The 14,133-nt window shown below is 34.1% G+C and carries 14 protein-coding genes; 7 read left to right on the top strand and 7 right to left on the bottom strand.

Annotated features, from left to right (window positions below; genetic code table 11):
- Window positions 1–83: 83 nt before the first annotated feature.
- The gene (locus AABL85_RS07440; RefSeq protein ID WP_286415852.1) at window positions 84–317 is read right to left on the bottom strand and encodes a hypothetical protein; all 234 of its coding nucleotides are present in this window, start codon (window positions 315–317) and stop codon (window positions 84–86) included.
- 3 nt (window positions 318–320) lie between these two features.
- Window positions 321–1,469, bottom strand: coding sequence for a THUMP domain-containing class I SAM-dependent RNA methyltransferase (locus AABL85_RS07435; protein ID WP_341309723.1), 1,149 nt, complete (start codon window positions 1,467–1,469; stop codon window positions 321–323).
- A 225-nt stretch (window positions 1,470–1,694) separates the two neighbouring features.
- On the opposite strand from AABL85_RS07435, the gene AABL85_RS07430 reads away from it, so the two are divergent.
- Both AABL85_RS07430 and AABL85_RS07425 read left to right on the top strand, forming a co-directional pair.
- Entirely contained in the window at window positions 1,695–2,426 is a 732-nt protein-coding gene (locus AABL85_RS07430) for a class I SAM-dependent methyltransferase (protein ID WP_286415851.1), read from the top strand.
- Window positions 2,427–2,430: 4 nt separating this feature from the next.
- Window positions 2,431–3,159, top strand: coding sequence for a ZIP family metal transporter (locus AABL85_RS07425; protein WP_286415850.1), 729 nt, complete (start codon window positions 2,431–2,433; stop codon window positions 3,157–3,159).
- An 84-nt stretch (window positions 3,160–3,243) separates the two neighbouring features.
- Here AABL85_RS07425 and AABL85_RS07420 read toward each other — a convergent pair whose 3' ends face one another.
- The 3 genes from AABL85_RS07420 to AABL85_RS07410 all read right to left on the bottom strand — a co-directional run bounded on the left by AABL85_RS07420 (window position 3,244) and on the right by AABL85_RS07410 (window position 6,015).
- Entirely contained in the window at window positions 3,244–3,885 is a 642-nt protein-coding gene (locus AABL85_RS07420) for a hypothetical protein (protein WP_341309668.1), read from the bottom strand.
- A gap of 67 nt (window positions 3,886–3,952) precedes the next feature.
- Window positions 3,953–5,206, bottom strand: coding sequence for a hypothetical protein (locus tag AABL85_RS07415; protein WP_341309667.1), 1,254 nt, complete (start codon window positions 5,204–5,206; stop codon window positions 3,953–3,955).
- 77 nt (window positions 5,207–5,283) lie between these two features.
- Window positions 5,284–6,015: a hypothetical protein gene (locus AABL85_RS07410; RefSeq protein WP_341309666.1), complete on the bottom strand. Its 732-nt coding sequence runs from the start codon at window positions 6,013–6,015 to the stop codon at window positions 5,284–5,286.
- 407 nt (window positions 6,016–6,422) lie between these two features.
- Between AABL85_RS07410 and AABL85_RS07405 the strand changes: the two genes are divergently transcribed.
- Entirely contained in the window at window positions 6,423–6,956 is a 534-nt protein-coding gene (locus tag AABL85_RS07405; protein WP_341309665.1) for a TetR/AcrR family transcriptional regulator, read from the top strand.
- Entirely contained in the window at window positions 6,957–7,466 is a 510-nt protein-coding gene (locus AABL85_RS07400; protein WP_341309664.1) for an HPP family protein, read from the top strand.
- A 475-nt stretch (window positions 7,467–7,941) separates the two neighbouring features.
- On the opposite strand, the gene AABL85_RS07395 is transcribed toward AABL85_RS07400, so the two are convergent.
- On the bottom strand, window positions 7,942–8,664 hold the full coding sequence (locus AABL85_RS07395; RefSeq protein WP_341309663.1) for a DUF6348 family protein: 723 nt from the start codon (window positions 8,662–8,664) through the stop codon (window positions 7,942–7,944).
- Between the two features lie 140 nt (window positions 8,665–8,804).
- Between AABL85_RS07395 and ggt the strand changes: the two genes are divergently transcribed.
- Window positions 8,805–10,481 carry a gamma-glutamyltransferase gene (gene ggt / locus AABL85_RS07390; protein WP_286415840.1) on the top strand — a complete coding sequence of 559 codons (1,677 nt, stop codon included), beginning with the start codon at window positions 8,805–8,807 and terminating at the stop codon, window positions 10,479–10,481.
- 247 nt (window positions 10,482–10,728) lie between these two features.
- Window positions 10,729–12,258, top strand: coding sequence for a WG repeat-containing protein (locus AABL85_RS07385; RefSeq protein WP_341309662.1), 1,530 nt, complete (start codon window positions 10,729–10,731; stop codon window positions 12,256–12,258).
- A gap of 70 nt (window positions 12,259–12,328) precedes the next feature.
- On the opposite strand, the gene AABL85_RS07380 is transcribed toward AABL85_RS07385, so the two are convergent.
- Window positions 12,329–13,456, bottom strand: a complete 1,128-nt coding sequence (locus AABL85_RS07380; protein ID WP_341309661.1) for an FUSC family protein — start codon at window positions 13,454–13,456, stop codon at window positions 12,329–12,331.
- Window positions 13,457–13,727: 271 nt separating this feature from the next.
- Here AABL85_RS07380 and AABL85_RS07375 point away from each other — a divergent pair, with 271 nt between their 5' ends.
- The gene (locus AABL85_RS07375; RefSeq protein ID WP_341309660.1) at window positions 13,728–14,093 is read left to right on the top strand and encodes a hypothetical protein; all 366 of its coding nucleotides are present in this window, start codon (window positions 13,728–13,730) and stop codon (window positions 14,091–14,093) included.
- The last annotated feature ends 40 nt before the right edge of the window (window positions 14,094–14,133 follow it).

Below are 14,133 nucleotides of genomic sequence, written 5' to 3'. Positions count from 1 at the left end.
AGATGAAACTCTTTTATCAATAATAGAGTAAATCTGTGTAATTAAAAGGTAAAATAGAGCTTATTTATCTTTTTGCTCTTTTATTAGTTTAAAATTTTCACACCTTTTAAGAATATCCAACGCATACATATTTTGTCTCCTTTATCAGTTTTGAATACTTTAAATTGAGGAGCTAAGATTGTAGCGGTTACAGCACTTGTCAGTGGCAACCAGAAACCACTTAATGCTGTAAAAGTAGAGAATGCTAAACGACATAAAATGAATAGTACAGCAAAACTCACAAACTGTAAGAGGATGGTTTTAGTAGATACACTCATGGTTTAATCATTTTTATTAATATATTTTCCTTTTTTACTTCCTTCGTATAATTCGTATTTTACTAATCGAGCTTCTAGTTTTCCATTGTATAATTTAATTTTTCTAGAAGGTCTTAAGCCTACGAATTTTAAAGCTTCTACATTACCTGTGATAAACCAAGCTTCTGTACCAGGATACCCTTGTTTTAATGTATCACCTACCTCTCTGTAAAAACGTTCTAGATTTATGTCTAAACGTTCTCCATAAGGAGGATTGAATACCATATGTAGTGGGCCTTCTGTCTCTTTTTGAGTATCGAAGAAGTTCGCAGTTTTTATCTCGATATATTCGTCTAAGTTAGCATTTCTTACGTTATCTATCGCTTTTAATACTGCAGAAGGTGCCTTATCGTATCCTTTTATTGTATAATGGAACTCGCGTATTCTTTTTAGTAGAGACTCTTGTACCTTGTCAAAAAGATCTGCATCCCAATCATTCCATCTTTCAAAAGCAAATTCTTTTCTATTGATATTTGCAGGAATATTACATGCAATCATAGCTGCTTCAGTTAAAATTGTACCAGAACCACACATTGGATCCATAAAATCGCTTCTACCATCCCATCCAGACATTAATAACATTCCTGCTGCTAATACTTCATTGATAGGAGCTATATTAGTAGCTGTTCTATATCCACGGTGGTGTAGAGAAGCTCCCGACGAATCTAGTGATATTGTACAAAGATCTTGTTGTAAGTGAACATTAATTCTTAAGTCTGGATAATCTTTATCTATACTTGGGCGTACTCCACTTTTATTTCTAAACTGATCTACGATAGCGTCCTTTGCTTTCAACGCAACGAATTGAGAGTTGTTAAAATTATCAGAGAATACTGTAGCATCTATTACGAAGGACTGATTAGCTGTTAGATACTCACTCCAGTCAATACTTTGAACTCCTTTATATAAGTTTGCTTCATTATATACTGCAAAAGTAGCAATAGGTTTTAAGATTTTTAAAGCTGTACGCAGAGATAGATTGGCTTTATACATAAAACCTTTATCTCCTTTAAAACTTACCATTCTAGTACCCTGTTGTACATTTAATGCACCTAATAATTGTAATTCTTTTGCTAATACTTCTTCAAAACCGAAGAAGGTCTTAGCTACCATTTTAAAATTTTCCATCTTTCTTCTTATATAAGGAATAATTGACTATTCTGCTTTAAACTAATATACTACATTTGATAAAAACGCTATAATTTACTGCATTATATCATTATTTTAAGACTATTTTAACTAGTTATAAAATCCTGATATGTCTGTGATATATCCTAGGTTTAATCCGCAAAAATAAAGTAAATTTGCAGGCTAATTAAAAAGTTTTAAAATAAAAGTATGTCAAAAGAGAACAAAGATTGGTATAAGTCGTGGTTTGACACCCCTTATTACCATACTTTATACAAAGATAGGGATTACGAAGAAGCACAAGTGTTAATTGATAATTTAACTCATTATTTAAATTTAGAAGAAGGGGCAAAAGTGTTAGATTTAGCTTGTGGCAAAGGAAGACATTCTATATATTTAAATTCTTTAGGTTATGATGTTACTGGAGTAGATCTGTCGCCTAATAGTATAGAAGAAGCTAGCAAGTATGCTACAGATACACTTCATTTTGAAGTGCGTGATATGAGAGAGCCTTCTACAGAGAAGTATGATGCAATCTTTAATTTATTTACTAGTTTCGGATATTTTCCTGATCCAGCTGATAATATGCGTACATTAGATGCTATACATAAGAGTGTAAACGAATACGGATTAGCTGTAATTGACTTTATGAATGTTGATAAAGTAATTGCTAATTTAGTGCCTTCTGAGGTTAAAACAGTAGACGGTATTGACTTCCATATTACTAGAAAATATGAAGATGGGTTTATAATCAAAGAGATAGTCTTTGATGCAGATGGAGAACATCACGAATATGTAGAACGTGTTAAAGCGTTAAGGTTAGAAGATTTTGAAGCTATGATGAATGAGAAAGAAATTTATCTTCTAGATGTTTTTGGTGATTATAAGTTACGCAAGTTTTATAAAAAAGAATCAGATCGATTAATTATGATTTTCAAATAAGCCAATGGTTTATATTATACCTTTATTATCAGTTATTGCAGGGTATCTAATAGCAGTGTTATTACAGCCCAAAAACAAAAAGAATTTAAAGTTGCTAATGGCCTTTAGTGGATCATTCCTATTAGCATTGACAGTTACCCATTTGTTACCTGATGTGTATGCAGCTAGTGAAGCAGCATCTTTAGCAGAGCATGCGGGACACAGTCATGATCACGGACATGACCACAGTTCTGGTAATATTGGTTTCTTTATTATGATCGGAATTGTTTTCCAGATTATATTAGAGTTTTTCTCTAAAGGGGCAGAGCATGGTCATGTACATACCCATGATAAATTAGACAAGGTACCTTGGCTTTTATTTATCAGTTTGTGTATCCATGCCTTATTTGAGGGAATGCCAGTTAGCCAGCATGAAGAGTTAGCTTGGGGTATAGCGATACATCACTTGCCAATAGCAGTGATATTGACCGCCTTTTTTATAAATGCGAATATGAATAAGAAGGTAGTGTTCTTCTTTATGGTTGTCTTCTCTCTGATGACACCATTAGGAACATTAGTTTCTAGTAATGTGGAGTTCTTAACTCAGTATTACGCAGAGATATCTGCTATAGTAGTAGGTATTTTATTCCATATCTCATCGACTATTATCTTTGAGAGTAACGAAGGACATTCATTTAATATCAATAAGCTTATTGCTATAATATTAGGAGTAGTAGCTGCTTATTTTATATAAGTAGAATTATAATAATATGAGGAAGACGATTCGAAAGAGTCGTCTTTTTTATGTTTATTTCTAAAATAGGCTAAACCTAATCATTTATTTAATAAGCTTTCTAACTAAATGCAGTCCACCTATACTATACGCTACATCTATTGGTATAATAGCATTGTCTAATAGAAACTCACCTTTATTGTATTGAACTATTCTTTCATCGAGGAGCAACAGGTGGTCATTGCTCTCAGTGAGTATATCTAAGTTGTGTTCGTTAAGGTGGATGTGTTCTATATAATCTATATTTCCGTAGGTAGATAGTTGGGGTATAGAGATTCGTTGTTCATTGAGATAGGTAGTATATTTCGTGGCGCCTCCTGGAAAACCAGACCAAGGAAGTGCTTTTCCAATCTCAAATTCTATATTAGTCAAGTCTCCTTTAAATAAGAAATACATCTCTTCTAGATCTAAAAACGGGAGTGGTAGTGATTTCTTTTCAAATACTTCTTCTGCTTCCCAAAAGTGAACTACCCTATGAGCCCAGTCTACATTATCATAGTCTTCGGCTGATAAATCCTCCTCCCAATAGTGCATATACAGCTGTCCTGTTCTTAAAGGAAGTATAGACTGTTTCAGTGCGTTTTTTTGTTCCTCTGATAGGTCAATATATACACTAGGTACTGTCGATGTATTAGCAGAGATGGGGGTGTTTTCTCTTTTCCCAAATAGTCTTGATATAAATCCCATAGTAAGAGGAGTTAGTTTCTTCTAAACTAAGAAATTTTAATGAAATAATGGTGTCTAATCTGTAAAATCAACAATTATAATCTTCATAAAAGCTAATTTGTAAATCTAAGAATTGTTCTAAATCTTCTAAGTCATGCTTAATCGTATCGTGTGCTCCTTCAAAGACAGTGACAGCATTACCCTCTTTTAAATTTACAGATAATATGCAGAATCCTCCACCTTTAGCAGGTAGGGTATTCCAGAGTGTAAGAGAATCTATTTCTTCTCTATTAAACGTAATAGCAAAGACTTTATCCCCAAACCCTATAATATTATTCGGCTTATCTATCCATATAACAGGATTGTTTTTACTTTGTAATTTTACAATATCAGGAGTACTTTTGATTCTTTCATTCCTTAGGTAATTACTTGGAGCACTAAGAGAGTAGTTAAAAACATAAGTAGCTGATAATACTAGTTTCGGTGTATATATGTCATCTGATAATAGGTCGGGATAATCATATTTAGTATTGATATTCAGTGAAGTGAAGCTATATGCTACAGTTCTAAACTCAGGATCATCTATAGTATAGTTTAGTTCAAATGTGATATGGTCAGATTCTGCATAGAAAAACAAGTGGTGTTCATCATAAAACGTATAGTTAGCAGTAGCACCTAGATCGTGTTCTAGAGTCTCTTTTAGTTGGTATAAGCTAGTGTCAGATCCATCTGTAGCATAGCATTTAGCATAGTAACTCGTAGGAGCTACATCAGCACGTACATCATCTATATAGGTACCTAAGTTATCTATAATCATATTGCCAATGCGTACAGGAGAAGTTGTTTCTGCATAGAATCCATCCGAATAAATATACTCCTGTGCTAATAATTCTTCTTTAGTCGTGTTCCAAGGTATAAATATTGGGGTAGGGGCTAGAATTTCATAGCCCTCGAGATAATCATTATGAGATGTATTCGTTAGTTTATAATTCTGTTTGTAGGTAGTTCTGTATAGCTTATGTATATTATTTGTTTTATCGTTGAGGTGTTGAATCACTAAGTTGATATCGAAATGAAACTGTTCGGCTAAGTATAGCCATAGTTTTTCTGTACCTACATAATCACCAGGGATGTAGTACTGTCTATCTTGATAGATAAACATACTTGGCTCACTATAGTCAGAGGTCTCTAGATAAATGTATTCTATTTTAGGGATAAGGATTATTTCATCTTCACTTTCATAAGACCTATTGGTGATAATAATTTTGTTATCTGTTATTTTTACGATTCCTCTATCCTTATTCTCTTTTGGAAATTTACTTTTATTCGAAAACCATCCCATACACTTACAGTTAAAAAGATAAAGGTAGAGAATATCAGTGATTCTCTACCTTTATCTACTGGGTTTTTCATTGTGTTTTAAAGGCCATTATCTAGATAGAGAATACTACTAGGATGGAATTCCCGATTATTAATCATAATGTATTGACCAGTTAAGGTCTGCTTTAGATACCAGAGCTGTCCTACGACAAGGGTAATACTGCTCTCTAACGTATTCTGTATGATCCACTCTTTAGCAGAGAGGATTTCTCCTTTTTTGACAGTGAAGGAAATACTTTCTGTTTTGTGGATTTCTTGATAGTTAAGTTGATGATGCTGTATAAATAACTCTACTTTGATCTCAGACGTATTATGCTCAAAGTTAAAATAGTCATTGATAGTAGAGGTATCTATGCTAATACGTGTTTTTTGACTATCTAACTTCTGAAAAGCGATAGGTAGGGTACAATACTCTACAAAAGGAGTATTCGTATTAAAGTCAAAACCTACCATCCCGCTTAGATCAGTATTAAAGTAAGTGCGTTGACCTAATGGGAATAATTCATTATTACGTAGCTGTGCTAATGCAAGCGTGTTCAGTCTAAGGTGCATTTTTTTACAATGATTGTTATTCATAGCCAGTTGGATAAGGTGTCTGAGCTGTCTATTGCATTTCTGTACAGTGCCAAAATCTGTAGCCGCTTGCTTTGTATTTTGGGTTTGTTTTTGTTTAGAGGGTTTACCTTGCATGATTACTTTACCATCTACTACTCTGAATACAGAGTTTAAGTACTTTCCTTGAGGTCTCCCATGCACATCTATTTTTGCCATAATTTTTATAATTTATTGGTTATACTTTACTTTCATATTAGTCTTCTTTGACTGTTGATTTGGTTGATTTATTATTATGTGAGTACTACTTGAGATACGTCTCCGTTTTTTTGTTTGATTTAACGGAGGCACTACGCAGTTATAGCGGACTTACTACGGACTCAACTCAAGTGAAACCCTACTAGAATACAAGCAGAAGTCAAATGTAAAAGCAGCTTCTATTCTGTTATTATTTTTGCTTGTTCTCTTTACAAAGTTTTGAATTATGAATTTGTTTTTTTGGGAGAAGGGAAAAAATGGACATAAATGGCCTAAAATGGTCACAAATGACTTCTCTCAACCAAAATATGATCAATCAAAAAGGCAAAAAAGACAGACTTGTCTGTTTTTATTTATATATTTGCTTCATGAAGAATAAATCACCTAAAGAGAGAGTATTAGAGGCTGCTACTTTACTCTTTCACCAATATGGATACAATAGCACAGGGATCAATGCTGTGATAGAAGAAGCGAAAGTGGCCAAATCTAGCTTTTATGACCATTATAAAACGAAAGATGATCTAGCTGTAGCCTATCTAAAAGCTAGACATGACTATTGGTTTATGGGATTGACAGCAGCTGTAGAAAAGATGCGTACAGTTAAGGAACGTATCATAGCAGCGTTTACCTATATTATAGAGATGAATGAGAAGGAGGGGTATAGAGGATGTGCATTTCTTAATATGCTGTCAGAGCTACCTGAGCATAAAGGAAAAATTTATGAAGTCATCCATCTGCATAAGACAGAATTACAAGCGTATTTTAAGGCATTGGTGACAGATCAGAATAGAGCTTTTATGTTATATATGCTGTTTGAGGCAGGGCTGACAGAGAGTCAAGTCTATCAGAACTCAGCCTGCGTAAAGAAAACAATAGAATTACTAAAACAAGATTTAATCTAAATGAAACGATATATAGCAAAGTTTAAAACAACAGAGACTAGTCCACAATCAGCTACTTCTAAGCATTCTATATACTCTGGGATAGGAGGTATGTTAGCGATAGGTGTGATAGCTTTTATGACTAAAGAATTAGAAATGCCTTTAATCATGGCTCCCTTTGGAGCGACTTGTGTATTGGCATTTGGAGTACCTGATAGTCCTTTAGCTCAGCCTCGTAATATCATAGGAGGCCATCTGTTAGCGAGTATAGTAGGACTACTGTGTCTTACTTTTTTAGGGACAGAGTGGTATTCTCTAGCGATAGGGGTAGGTGCAGCGATAGGCTTAATGCTGGTGACTAAGACTACACATCCACCAGCAGGTGCAGATCCTTTAGTCATTATACTAGGAGGAGTGAGTTGGTCTTTTATTGTTAATCCTGTATTGGCAGGATCTGTTATTATCACAGTAATAGCCTTGTTATTTAACAATATTAGCAAACTGAGAAAGTACCCTAGGTATTGGTGGTAATAATCAGATTAGTTATGGTACTATTTATATATTCATAGAGAAAGAGTTTATGCGTTTCATATTTTTGTAAAAAAATATGAAAAGACCATATAACCATTTGATAGTATTTGTATTAGTTGAGTTAGTATGGTTTGTGAGTTAGTATGGTTTGGAGGTATCGGTGTTATGGTTAGTATGATATTAACTCTTACTAATAAAATACCAGATACAGTAGAGTGGTTTTTATTAGTTGTATTACCTTTCTTTATTATTGGTGTCATATACTATGTGTTTAAGTATTGTAATAGTATTGTAATAGTATTGACTTTGAAGGAGATCATCTTATTATCACAACTGTCAAAGGTGATAAGATGCTGAAAGAGATTATAGGTCATTTACCTGATGAAGTAGCTGTATAAGTGATGATGACATAAATAATAAATAAGCCCATAATCTAGTAAGAGTATGGGCTTATTTGTGATATTTAATTTTTGTATTAATCATACTTATCACATCGTCTAAACACTGCGAATTGTTTGATGCCTATAAATGTGCTTTCTACAGGGAATGTACTGATATAGTCAGCTAATATATCTAATCCTTCATCCCAAGGTTCGTTATCTAAGAGGCAGTCACCTATTATTTCTCCTGACTGTTGTTTTGATATATACATTTTTAGCCAATGAAACTTCTGATTTCTAGATAACATAGACTCAAGTTTAGAAGCTAATAGTAAATATAATTCATCACCACTTAGCTCTCTGTTAAAAGAACCTTGAATACGTAAGTCACTTAATGCAGGATGCCATAACACGTCGTCACTAGTAAAATCATATTCTGGAGAATGAGTATCTGTAAGGCTCTCTGCTATGGGTTTAAAGGTAGAAGTGATATAGTTCTCTATTACAGACGCTATTCTGTCTTGTACCGTTTCGCCTATCCCAGCGATGCTTTCCATAATACCGTCAGGAAAATGAGTAGGGTGAGCAGTATTAATCATGAGGTGCATTAGTTCTTTTGCATAATCAGGATTTCTGATGATTCTGAACTCTATTAATAATTGATCATTAACGATGATAATCTGAGTAGCTTCATCTACTAATACAGCATAGTCTAACGTAGTGATCTGATTAATTAACTCATCCATTAAAAGCATCTCCTCAGTAGGAAGGTGATCTTGTTTTTCTTTTTTATTGTTTTGGAAGTTAAATAGTTTCATAGCTGTGATTTATTGTAAAGATAAGAGTAAATAGTGTATTTATTTGATGTTGATATATTTTTAAATTTTTGTCTATAACTGAACACTTATTTTAATAATAAATTCAAAATATTTATCTTGCGGTAACAAAAGAACAAAATATGAAAAAAGTAATATTATCAGCCTTTATCCTATGTGGTAGCTTATTACAAGTGGTGGCACAAAATCCTCAAGCGTATAAGAATGGAGTGATTGTATCAGCACACCCAGAGGCAAGTAGAGTAGGAGTAGATATCCTAAAAAAAGGAGGTAATGCTATAGATGCTGCTGTGGCAGTAGAGCTAGCATTAGCTGTTGTATATCCAAATGCTGGTAATATCGGTGGAGGAGGGTTCATCGTGTACCGCAGTCACGATGGAAAGATAGATGCGCTAGATTATAGAGAAAAAGCGCCTATACAAGCAAGAGAGAATATGTACTGGGGAGGCGATGGAAAAGCGATAACAGAGTTAAGTATGAAAGGGGGCTTAGCATCAGGTGTACCTGGTACAATCGATGGAATGGTAAAAGCACATGCTAAGTATGGGACGCTAAAGTGGGAAGAGTTAGTACAACCTGCTATAGAGCTTGCTGAGAAAGGATTTAACATTACTGAGAAACAAGCTAATGAGTTTAAAGAACAGTATAGTAATTTTGTAAAATATAGTACAGAACAAAGTGCTTTAACAGCTAAAGAGAATTGGACTAAAGGAGAATTGTTTGTTCAAAAAGATTTGGCTGAAACGCTGAAGCGTGTTCAAAAAGAAGGACGTAAAGGATTCTATGAGGGTAAGACAGCTGAGCTAATTGTGGCTGAGATGAAGAGAGGGAATGGAATGATAACTCTAGAAGACTTAAAACGTTATGAGGCAAAGTGGAGAACTCCTATAGTAGGAGAATATAAGGGAATGAAGGTGATCTCTATGCCACCTCCTAGTAGTGGAGGAATAGCGCTAATCTCTTTATTTCAATCTATAGAGAAATACCCTTTGGCAAAATGGGGGTTCCAGTCAGAAAAAGCGGTGCAAGTAATGGTAGAGGCAGAACGACGTGTATATGCGGATAGAGCTGAGCACTTAGGAGACCCTGACTTCTATAAAGTACCTGTAAATCAATTAGTCAATAAAGAGTATAATGTAGGGCGTATGGAATCTATGTCTTTTGATAAAGCAACGAGGAGTGCTGATATTAAAGCAGGAGAGATAGGTGGGTACGAGAGTGATGAAACAACGCATTACTGTATAGTAGATAAATGGGGAAATGCTGTATCAGCAACAACTACATTAAATGATTCTTATGGTTCTAAAACGATAGTAGGAGGAGCAGGATTCTTGTTGAACAATGAGATGGATGATTTCTCTGTAAAACCTGGTACACCTAATATGTACGGATTAGTAGGAGGAAAAGCGAATGCGATAGAACCAGAAAAGCGAATGTTAAGTTCAATGTCTCCAACAATTTTAGAGAAAAATGGCAAGTTATATATGGTAGTAGGTACACCAGGTGGATCGACTATTATTACCTCTGTATTTCAGACGATTCTGAATGTTACTGAGTTTGGAATGAATATGCAGGAGGCGGTATCAGCACCTCGTTTTCATCATCAATGGCTTCCTGATCATATCGATTATGAACCAACAGCGATTACGGCTGGTGTTCGCAAAGCACTTACAGATAAAGGATATATCCTAAAAGAGCGCAAACCTTATGGACGCGTAGAGGGTATTTTAGTAAATAAAAATGGTACTTACCAAGCAGGAGCGGATACACGTGGAGATGATATCGCTATAGGATACTAATTTAATTATGAATTATATATTAAGAGTATTCTGTCTTATTAGACAAAGTATATTATATAAAGACAAAAGGTTATCTTTCATTAGATAACCTTTTTGTATTTTATATATGTGCTTAATTAGTGGATGTAGTAGGAAAAGAAATAATAGAGTGTTAAAATAGTTGCTTTTTAGCTAATTAAGTTTTTGTTTTTAAAGAAGAAGTTTAAAAAAATCACTATATTTAAAAGACTTTTTAAACTTCAGGCTTATGAACACCACATTAACTAATAAGACCGTTGCTATATACCCTTTTGTAGATGAGAAAGGAATGTATGGATATTGTAATGAAGATAAACAAGTTGTTATCAGTCAGCAGTATGCTAGTGGAGGATTATTCACTAAGTCGGGTTATGCTGTTGTGCGAGATAAGCAAGGAAGGTATGGTGTAATAGACCTAGAGAATAAAGAGGTGTTGAAGTGCAGATATGATCGAATAGAGCTGTATGAGGTAGGACGTTTTACAGTAGCTAATATTGTGCAGTCATATACTGTTCACAGCCGCTTTTGGCAATGGAAGTTCTTGCCTAACTTTAATATCATGAGTACTAGTTCTTCCTTTAAACCCTTGTGGGGAACAGAGGTCATAAGAGAGAAAGTAACGGTATTAGTATTAGATACAAAACAGGTATTAGATACAAAGACAATTACGAAAGATAAGCTCTATAGAAGTGGTACTTCTGTTAGAATCAAACAGATAGGTAGTAAATTAGTGCAGGTAGAAGATGATCTGTATTTTGCTAAAAAAGATCGGTTAAAGCGCATAGTCAAAAAAGTAGTGAGTACGTATGACAATGGGTTGCGCTGGGTACGAAAAGTAAATGATGATGAGGTAAGAGTGTATAATCTGAAAGGTAAAAAAATTAAATCTTATGAAGTAATTCCTCAACCTATTTTTCCTATTACTTATAAAGGAAAGGAATATAAGGTATATATGCAGACAGCTAAGTCTCACTTAATGTCGAAACCTACTATCTGTAGAGATACGATAGGAAATGGGAGATATTATGTCAACTATGAGTTTGATATGTATATTCCTGTTCATCTAAAAGTAATAGATATAAAAAGCGAACGCAGTATACAGGATATATGGAAGAATGTGTTGAATATATATCCCGTAGTCTCTAAGCATTTTTTTATAGTAGAAGTAGTACCTGTTAACGTTGAAAGTAGAGTAAATGAGTTTTATATCTTGACAAAGCATGGAGTACTTAAAGATTGTTTAGAGAAGCCAAGCGATTACTCCATTACCTCTTATTATAATGAGGTACTATGGCCTGCTAAAGAATTATTAATAGATGAAAAAGATATTCCAGAGGGATTCTTACTAGAGAAGATAAGAACAATAAGTAGTATAAAAGAACCTCTTTATTTTGTGTCAATAAAAAAAGATCAGATAAGTAGAGTAGGAGTGTGGAATGTAGATCTTCGCGAGTGGCTATTATCGCCTGATTTTTATTCTTTGCGTTTGATGGATAATATCAAATTTTGTGTATTCCAATTAGAAGAAAATGGTTTGTATGGAATATTAGATATTACTACTAGAGTCGTGGTGTATGATCCTGTATTCACTAATGTGAAAAATGGAACAGAATATTTGGCTGAAGTAGAGTTAGAAAGAGAGAAGGATGAGCTGAAGAATGTATATAATTGCTTTTATATTAACTTATTAAATGGAGAAGAGTTTCACCCTGGAAAAGATATTTTAGTTTACAAGGGAAACAGAGTGAGTAAAGAATAGAGGTAACACTAATTCTTAAAAAGATAAAGGCCTATACAGTAAACGAGTTATCTGTATAGGCTTTTTTGGTCTATAGGTGCTGTTGAAACATTTTTAGTCTTTTCTTCTTGAGTAATTGTAATCGTGTAGTGCGTAGACTATCTCGTGTTTGTTTTCTCAGATACTCATGATGTAAGAACCAACCACCGATACCTCCTATAATACTTCCAATCACGATATCGATAAAGCGGGCTTGGATTAATACATTAGGTGTTGTGATAATAGGATTACCTGCCTCGGCGAGGAGTACAGTAAGAGCTGTAATAAAAATGACTGCTACGGCATAATTACGCGAAATAAACATTTCTATAATAAACTGAAGCACCATGATACAAATACATAAATATAGAGGTGCTGTTGAGATAGAGATAAGTGCCCAACAAAGCCCTAACCCGATAAAAGTACCTGCGATACGCTGAAGTGCACGTTGCCAAACGTGGTATAGAGAAATCCCTTGCATAATGGCAGCGCAAGAAATGGGAATCCAATAGGGGTTGTCAAATTTCAATAGATGACCTACGAGTAAAGAAATACACATAAAGGTACCTACTATAACAGATTTGACAAGGTAATCGAATTGGTCTTTTACAGGGACGGGACGTACTAGACGTATTGTTGTTTTACTATTGTATTTCTTACCTACTAGTACACTATAGATTAGCGCTAGAGTACAAGCAAACATGGTTCCCATTACTACATATCCTAAGCGTGTAGGGATAGTCTCTAGATTAAAAGGCATATTGCTAGACATAGAAGCTACCATAATAAAAAAGAAACTACCAGGAGGGCGAGTGTTAAAATATAGATTTACCCAGTGTATTGCAGTAACAAATATACCGAAGGCTATAGCAGAGGCAATAAAGTTAAAACTAAACGATATTCCTACAGCAAAAGATAGCATAAAACCAAAGGAACAGACCAACATGGTGATCATGCGCTGAGGTGTAGGAATATTAGAAGGAAGGTATAGGATGACTAATCCAGCTAGGCAGGCTAACAGGCCGGCTTGAAGATTGTCACAATACCACCCTGTTAATAGGGGAAGCCCTGTGGCAAGCATAGCCATTAAAGGGATATGCCAAAGTCGTTCGCTGTGTTTTAATTTAAATAGTGTTTTGCTCTCTTGTTGTAACAAGTTGACAAAAAAGTTATTCTTCATTTCGTTGATTCTAAAAATTATCTCAATTGAGATTAGTGCTGTGGAAATGCTTTTACTTATCATGTAAGTATAAGAGATAAGTTATTCTTTAGTATTGATAAGCATTTGAACAACACAAAGGTAAGGAAATAGAATGAAAGAAGTAAAATGACAGAGATTAATTAGATAAGTATCGTGATTATTACATCTTATTATAGTCTTATTTACTCAATTTTTTATTGAAGTAAAAAATATAAGTATAAATGTATATCTTTAAAATAAAAAAGTGAATATGGGAGAAGTTAACTATGTAATCGAGGATCTAAAGAAAGTAGAAAACAGTGTAGCTAAAGTTACTTTTGAAAGGTTTGCAAGTCGGAGTAAATTCAGTATTGCTTATAAGGGTGTTGATGGGCAGTTCGCATTGACCTATTCTCAATTCATGTTTAGTTTTAATAGAGCAGGAGGTGCTGTCGAATACAGGGTATTACCGTTAAAACAAGTAATCTCTTATTCTATTACAGATATTGACACTATTCATTCAAGATTAAAATTATGGATAAGAACTGGAGAAGTCATCACTTTGAGTTTTATAAGTGAAGACTTAAAGGAAGTGATTAAATGGTTATCGGCAATCTATAACAACCAGAGTATTTAGAATAAAAAATCCCTACAAATTCTTGTAGGGATTTTTACTT

Source organism: Myroides odoratimimus (assembly GCF_038039805.1).
In the GTDB taxonomy this organism is placed as follows: Bacteria; Bacteroidota; Bacteroidia; order Flavobacteriales; family Flavobacteriaceae; genus Flavobacterium; species Flavobacterium odoratimimum_B.
This window is presented reverse-complemented; position numbering and strand designations above follow the sequence as displayed.

Coding starts and splice junctions, on each gene's coding strand:
- AABL85_RS07405 (WP_341309665.1), top strand. CDS start 6,423: ATGAAGAATAAATCACCTAAAGAGAGAGTATTAGAGGCTGCTACTTTA.
- AABL85_RS07425 (WP_286415850.1), top strand. CDS start 2,431: ATGGTTTATATTATACCTTTATTATCAGTTATTGCAGGGTATCTAATA.
- AABL85_RS07440 (WP_286415852.1), bottom strand. CDS start 317: ATGAGTGTATCTACTAAAACCATCCTCTTACAGTTTGTGAGTTTTGCT.
- AABL85_RS07410 (WP_341309666.1), bottom strand. CDS start 6,015: ATGGCAAAAATAGATGTGCATGGGAGACCTCAAGGAAAGTACTTAAAC.
- ggt (WP_286415840.1), top strand. CDS start 8,805: ATGAAAAAAGTAATATTATCAGCCTTTATCCTATGTGGTAGCTTATTA.
- AABL85_RS07430 (WP_286415851.1), top strand. CDS start 1,695: ATGTCAAAAGAGAACAAAGATTGGTATAAGTCGTGGTTTGACACCCCT.
- AABL85_RS07375 (WP_341309660.1), top strand. CDS start 13,728: ATGGGAGAAGTTAACTATGTAATCGAGGATCTAAAGAAAGTAGAAAAC.
- AABL85_RS07435 (WP_341309723.1), bottom strand. CDS start 1,469: ATGGTAGCTAAGACCTTCTTCGGTTTTGAAGAAGTATTAGCAAAAGAA.
- AABL85_RS07395 (WP_341309663.1), bottom strand. CDS start 8,664: ATGAAACTATTTAACTTCCAAAACAATAAAAAAGAAAAACAAGATCAC.
- AABL85_RS07415 (WP_341309667.1), bottom strand. CDS start 5,206: ATGGGATGGTTTTCGAATAAAAGTAAATTTCCAAAAGAGAATAAGGAT.
- AABL85_RS07385 (WP_341309662.1), top strand. CDS start 10,729: ATGAACACCACATTAACTAATAAGACCGTTGCTATATACCCTTTTGTA.
- AABL85_RS07420 (WP_341309668.1), bottom strand. CDS start 3,885: ATGGGATTTATATCAAGACTATTTGGGAAAAGAGAAAACACCCCCATC.
- AABL85_RS07380 (WP_341309661.1), bottom strand. CDS start 13,456: ATGAAGAATAACTTTTTTGTCAACTTGTTACAACAAGAGAGCAAAACA.
- AABL85_RS07400 (WP_341309664.1), top strand. CDS start 6,957: ATGAAACGATATATAGCAAAGTTTAAAACAACAGAGACTAGTCCACAA.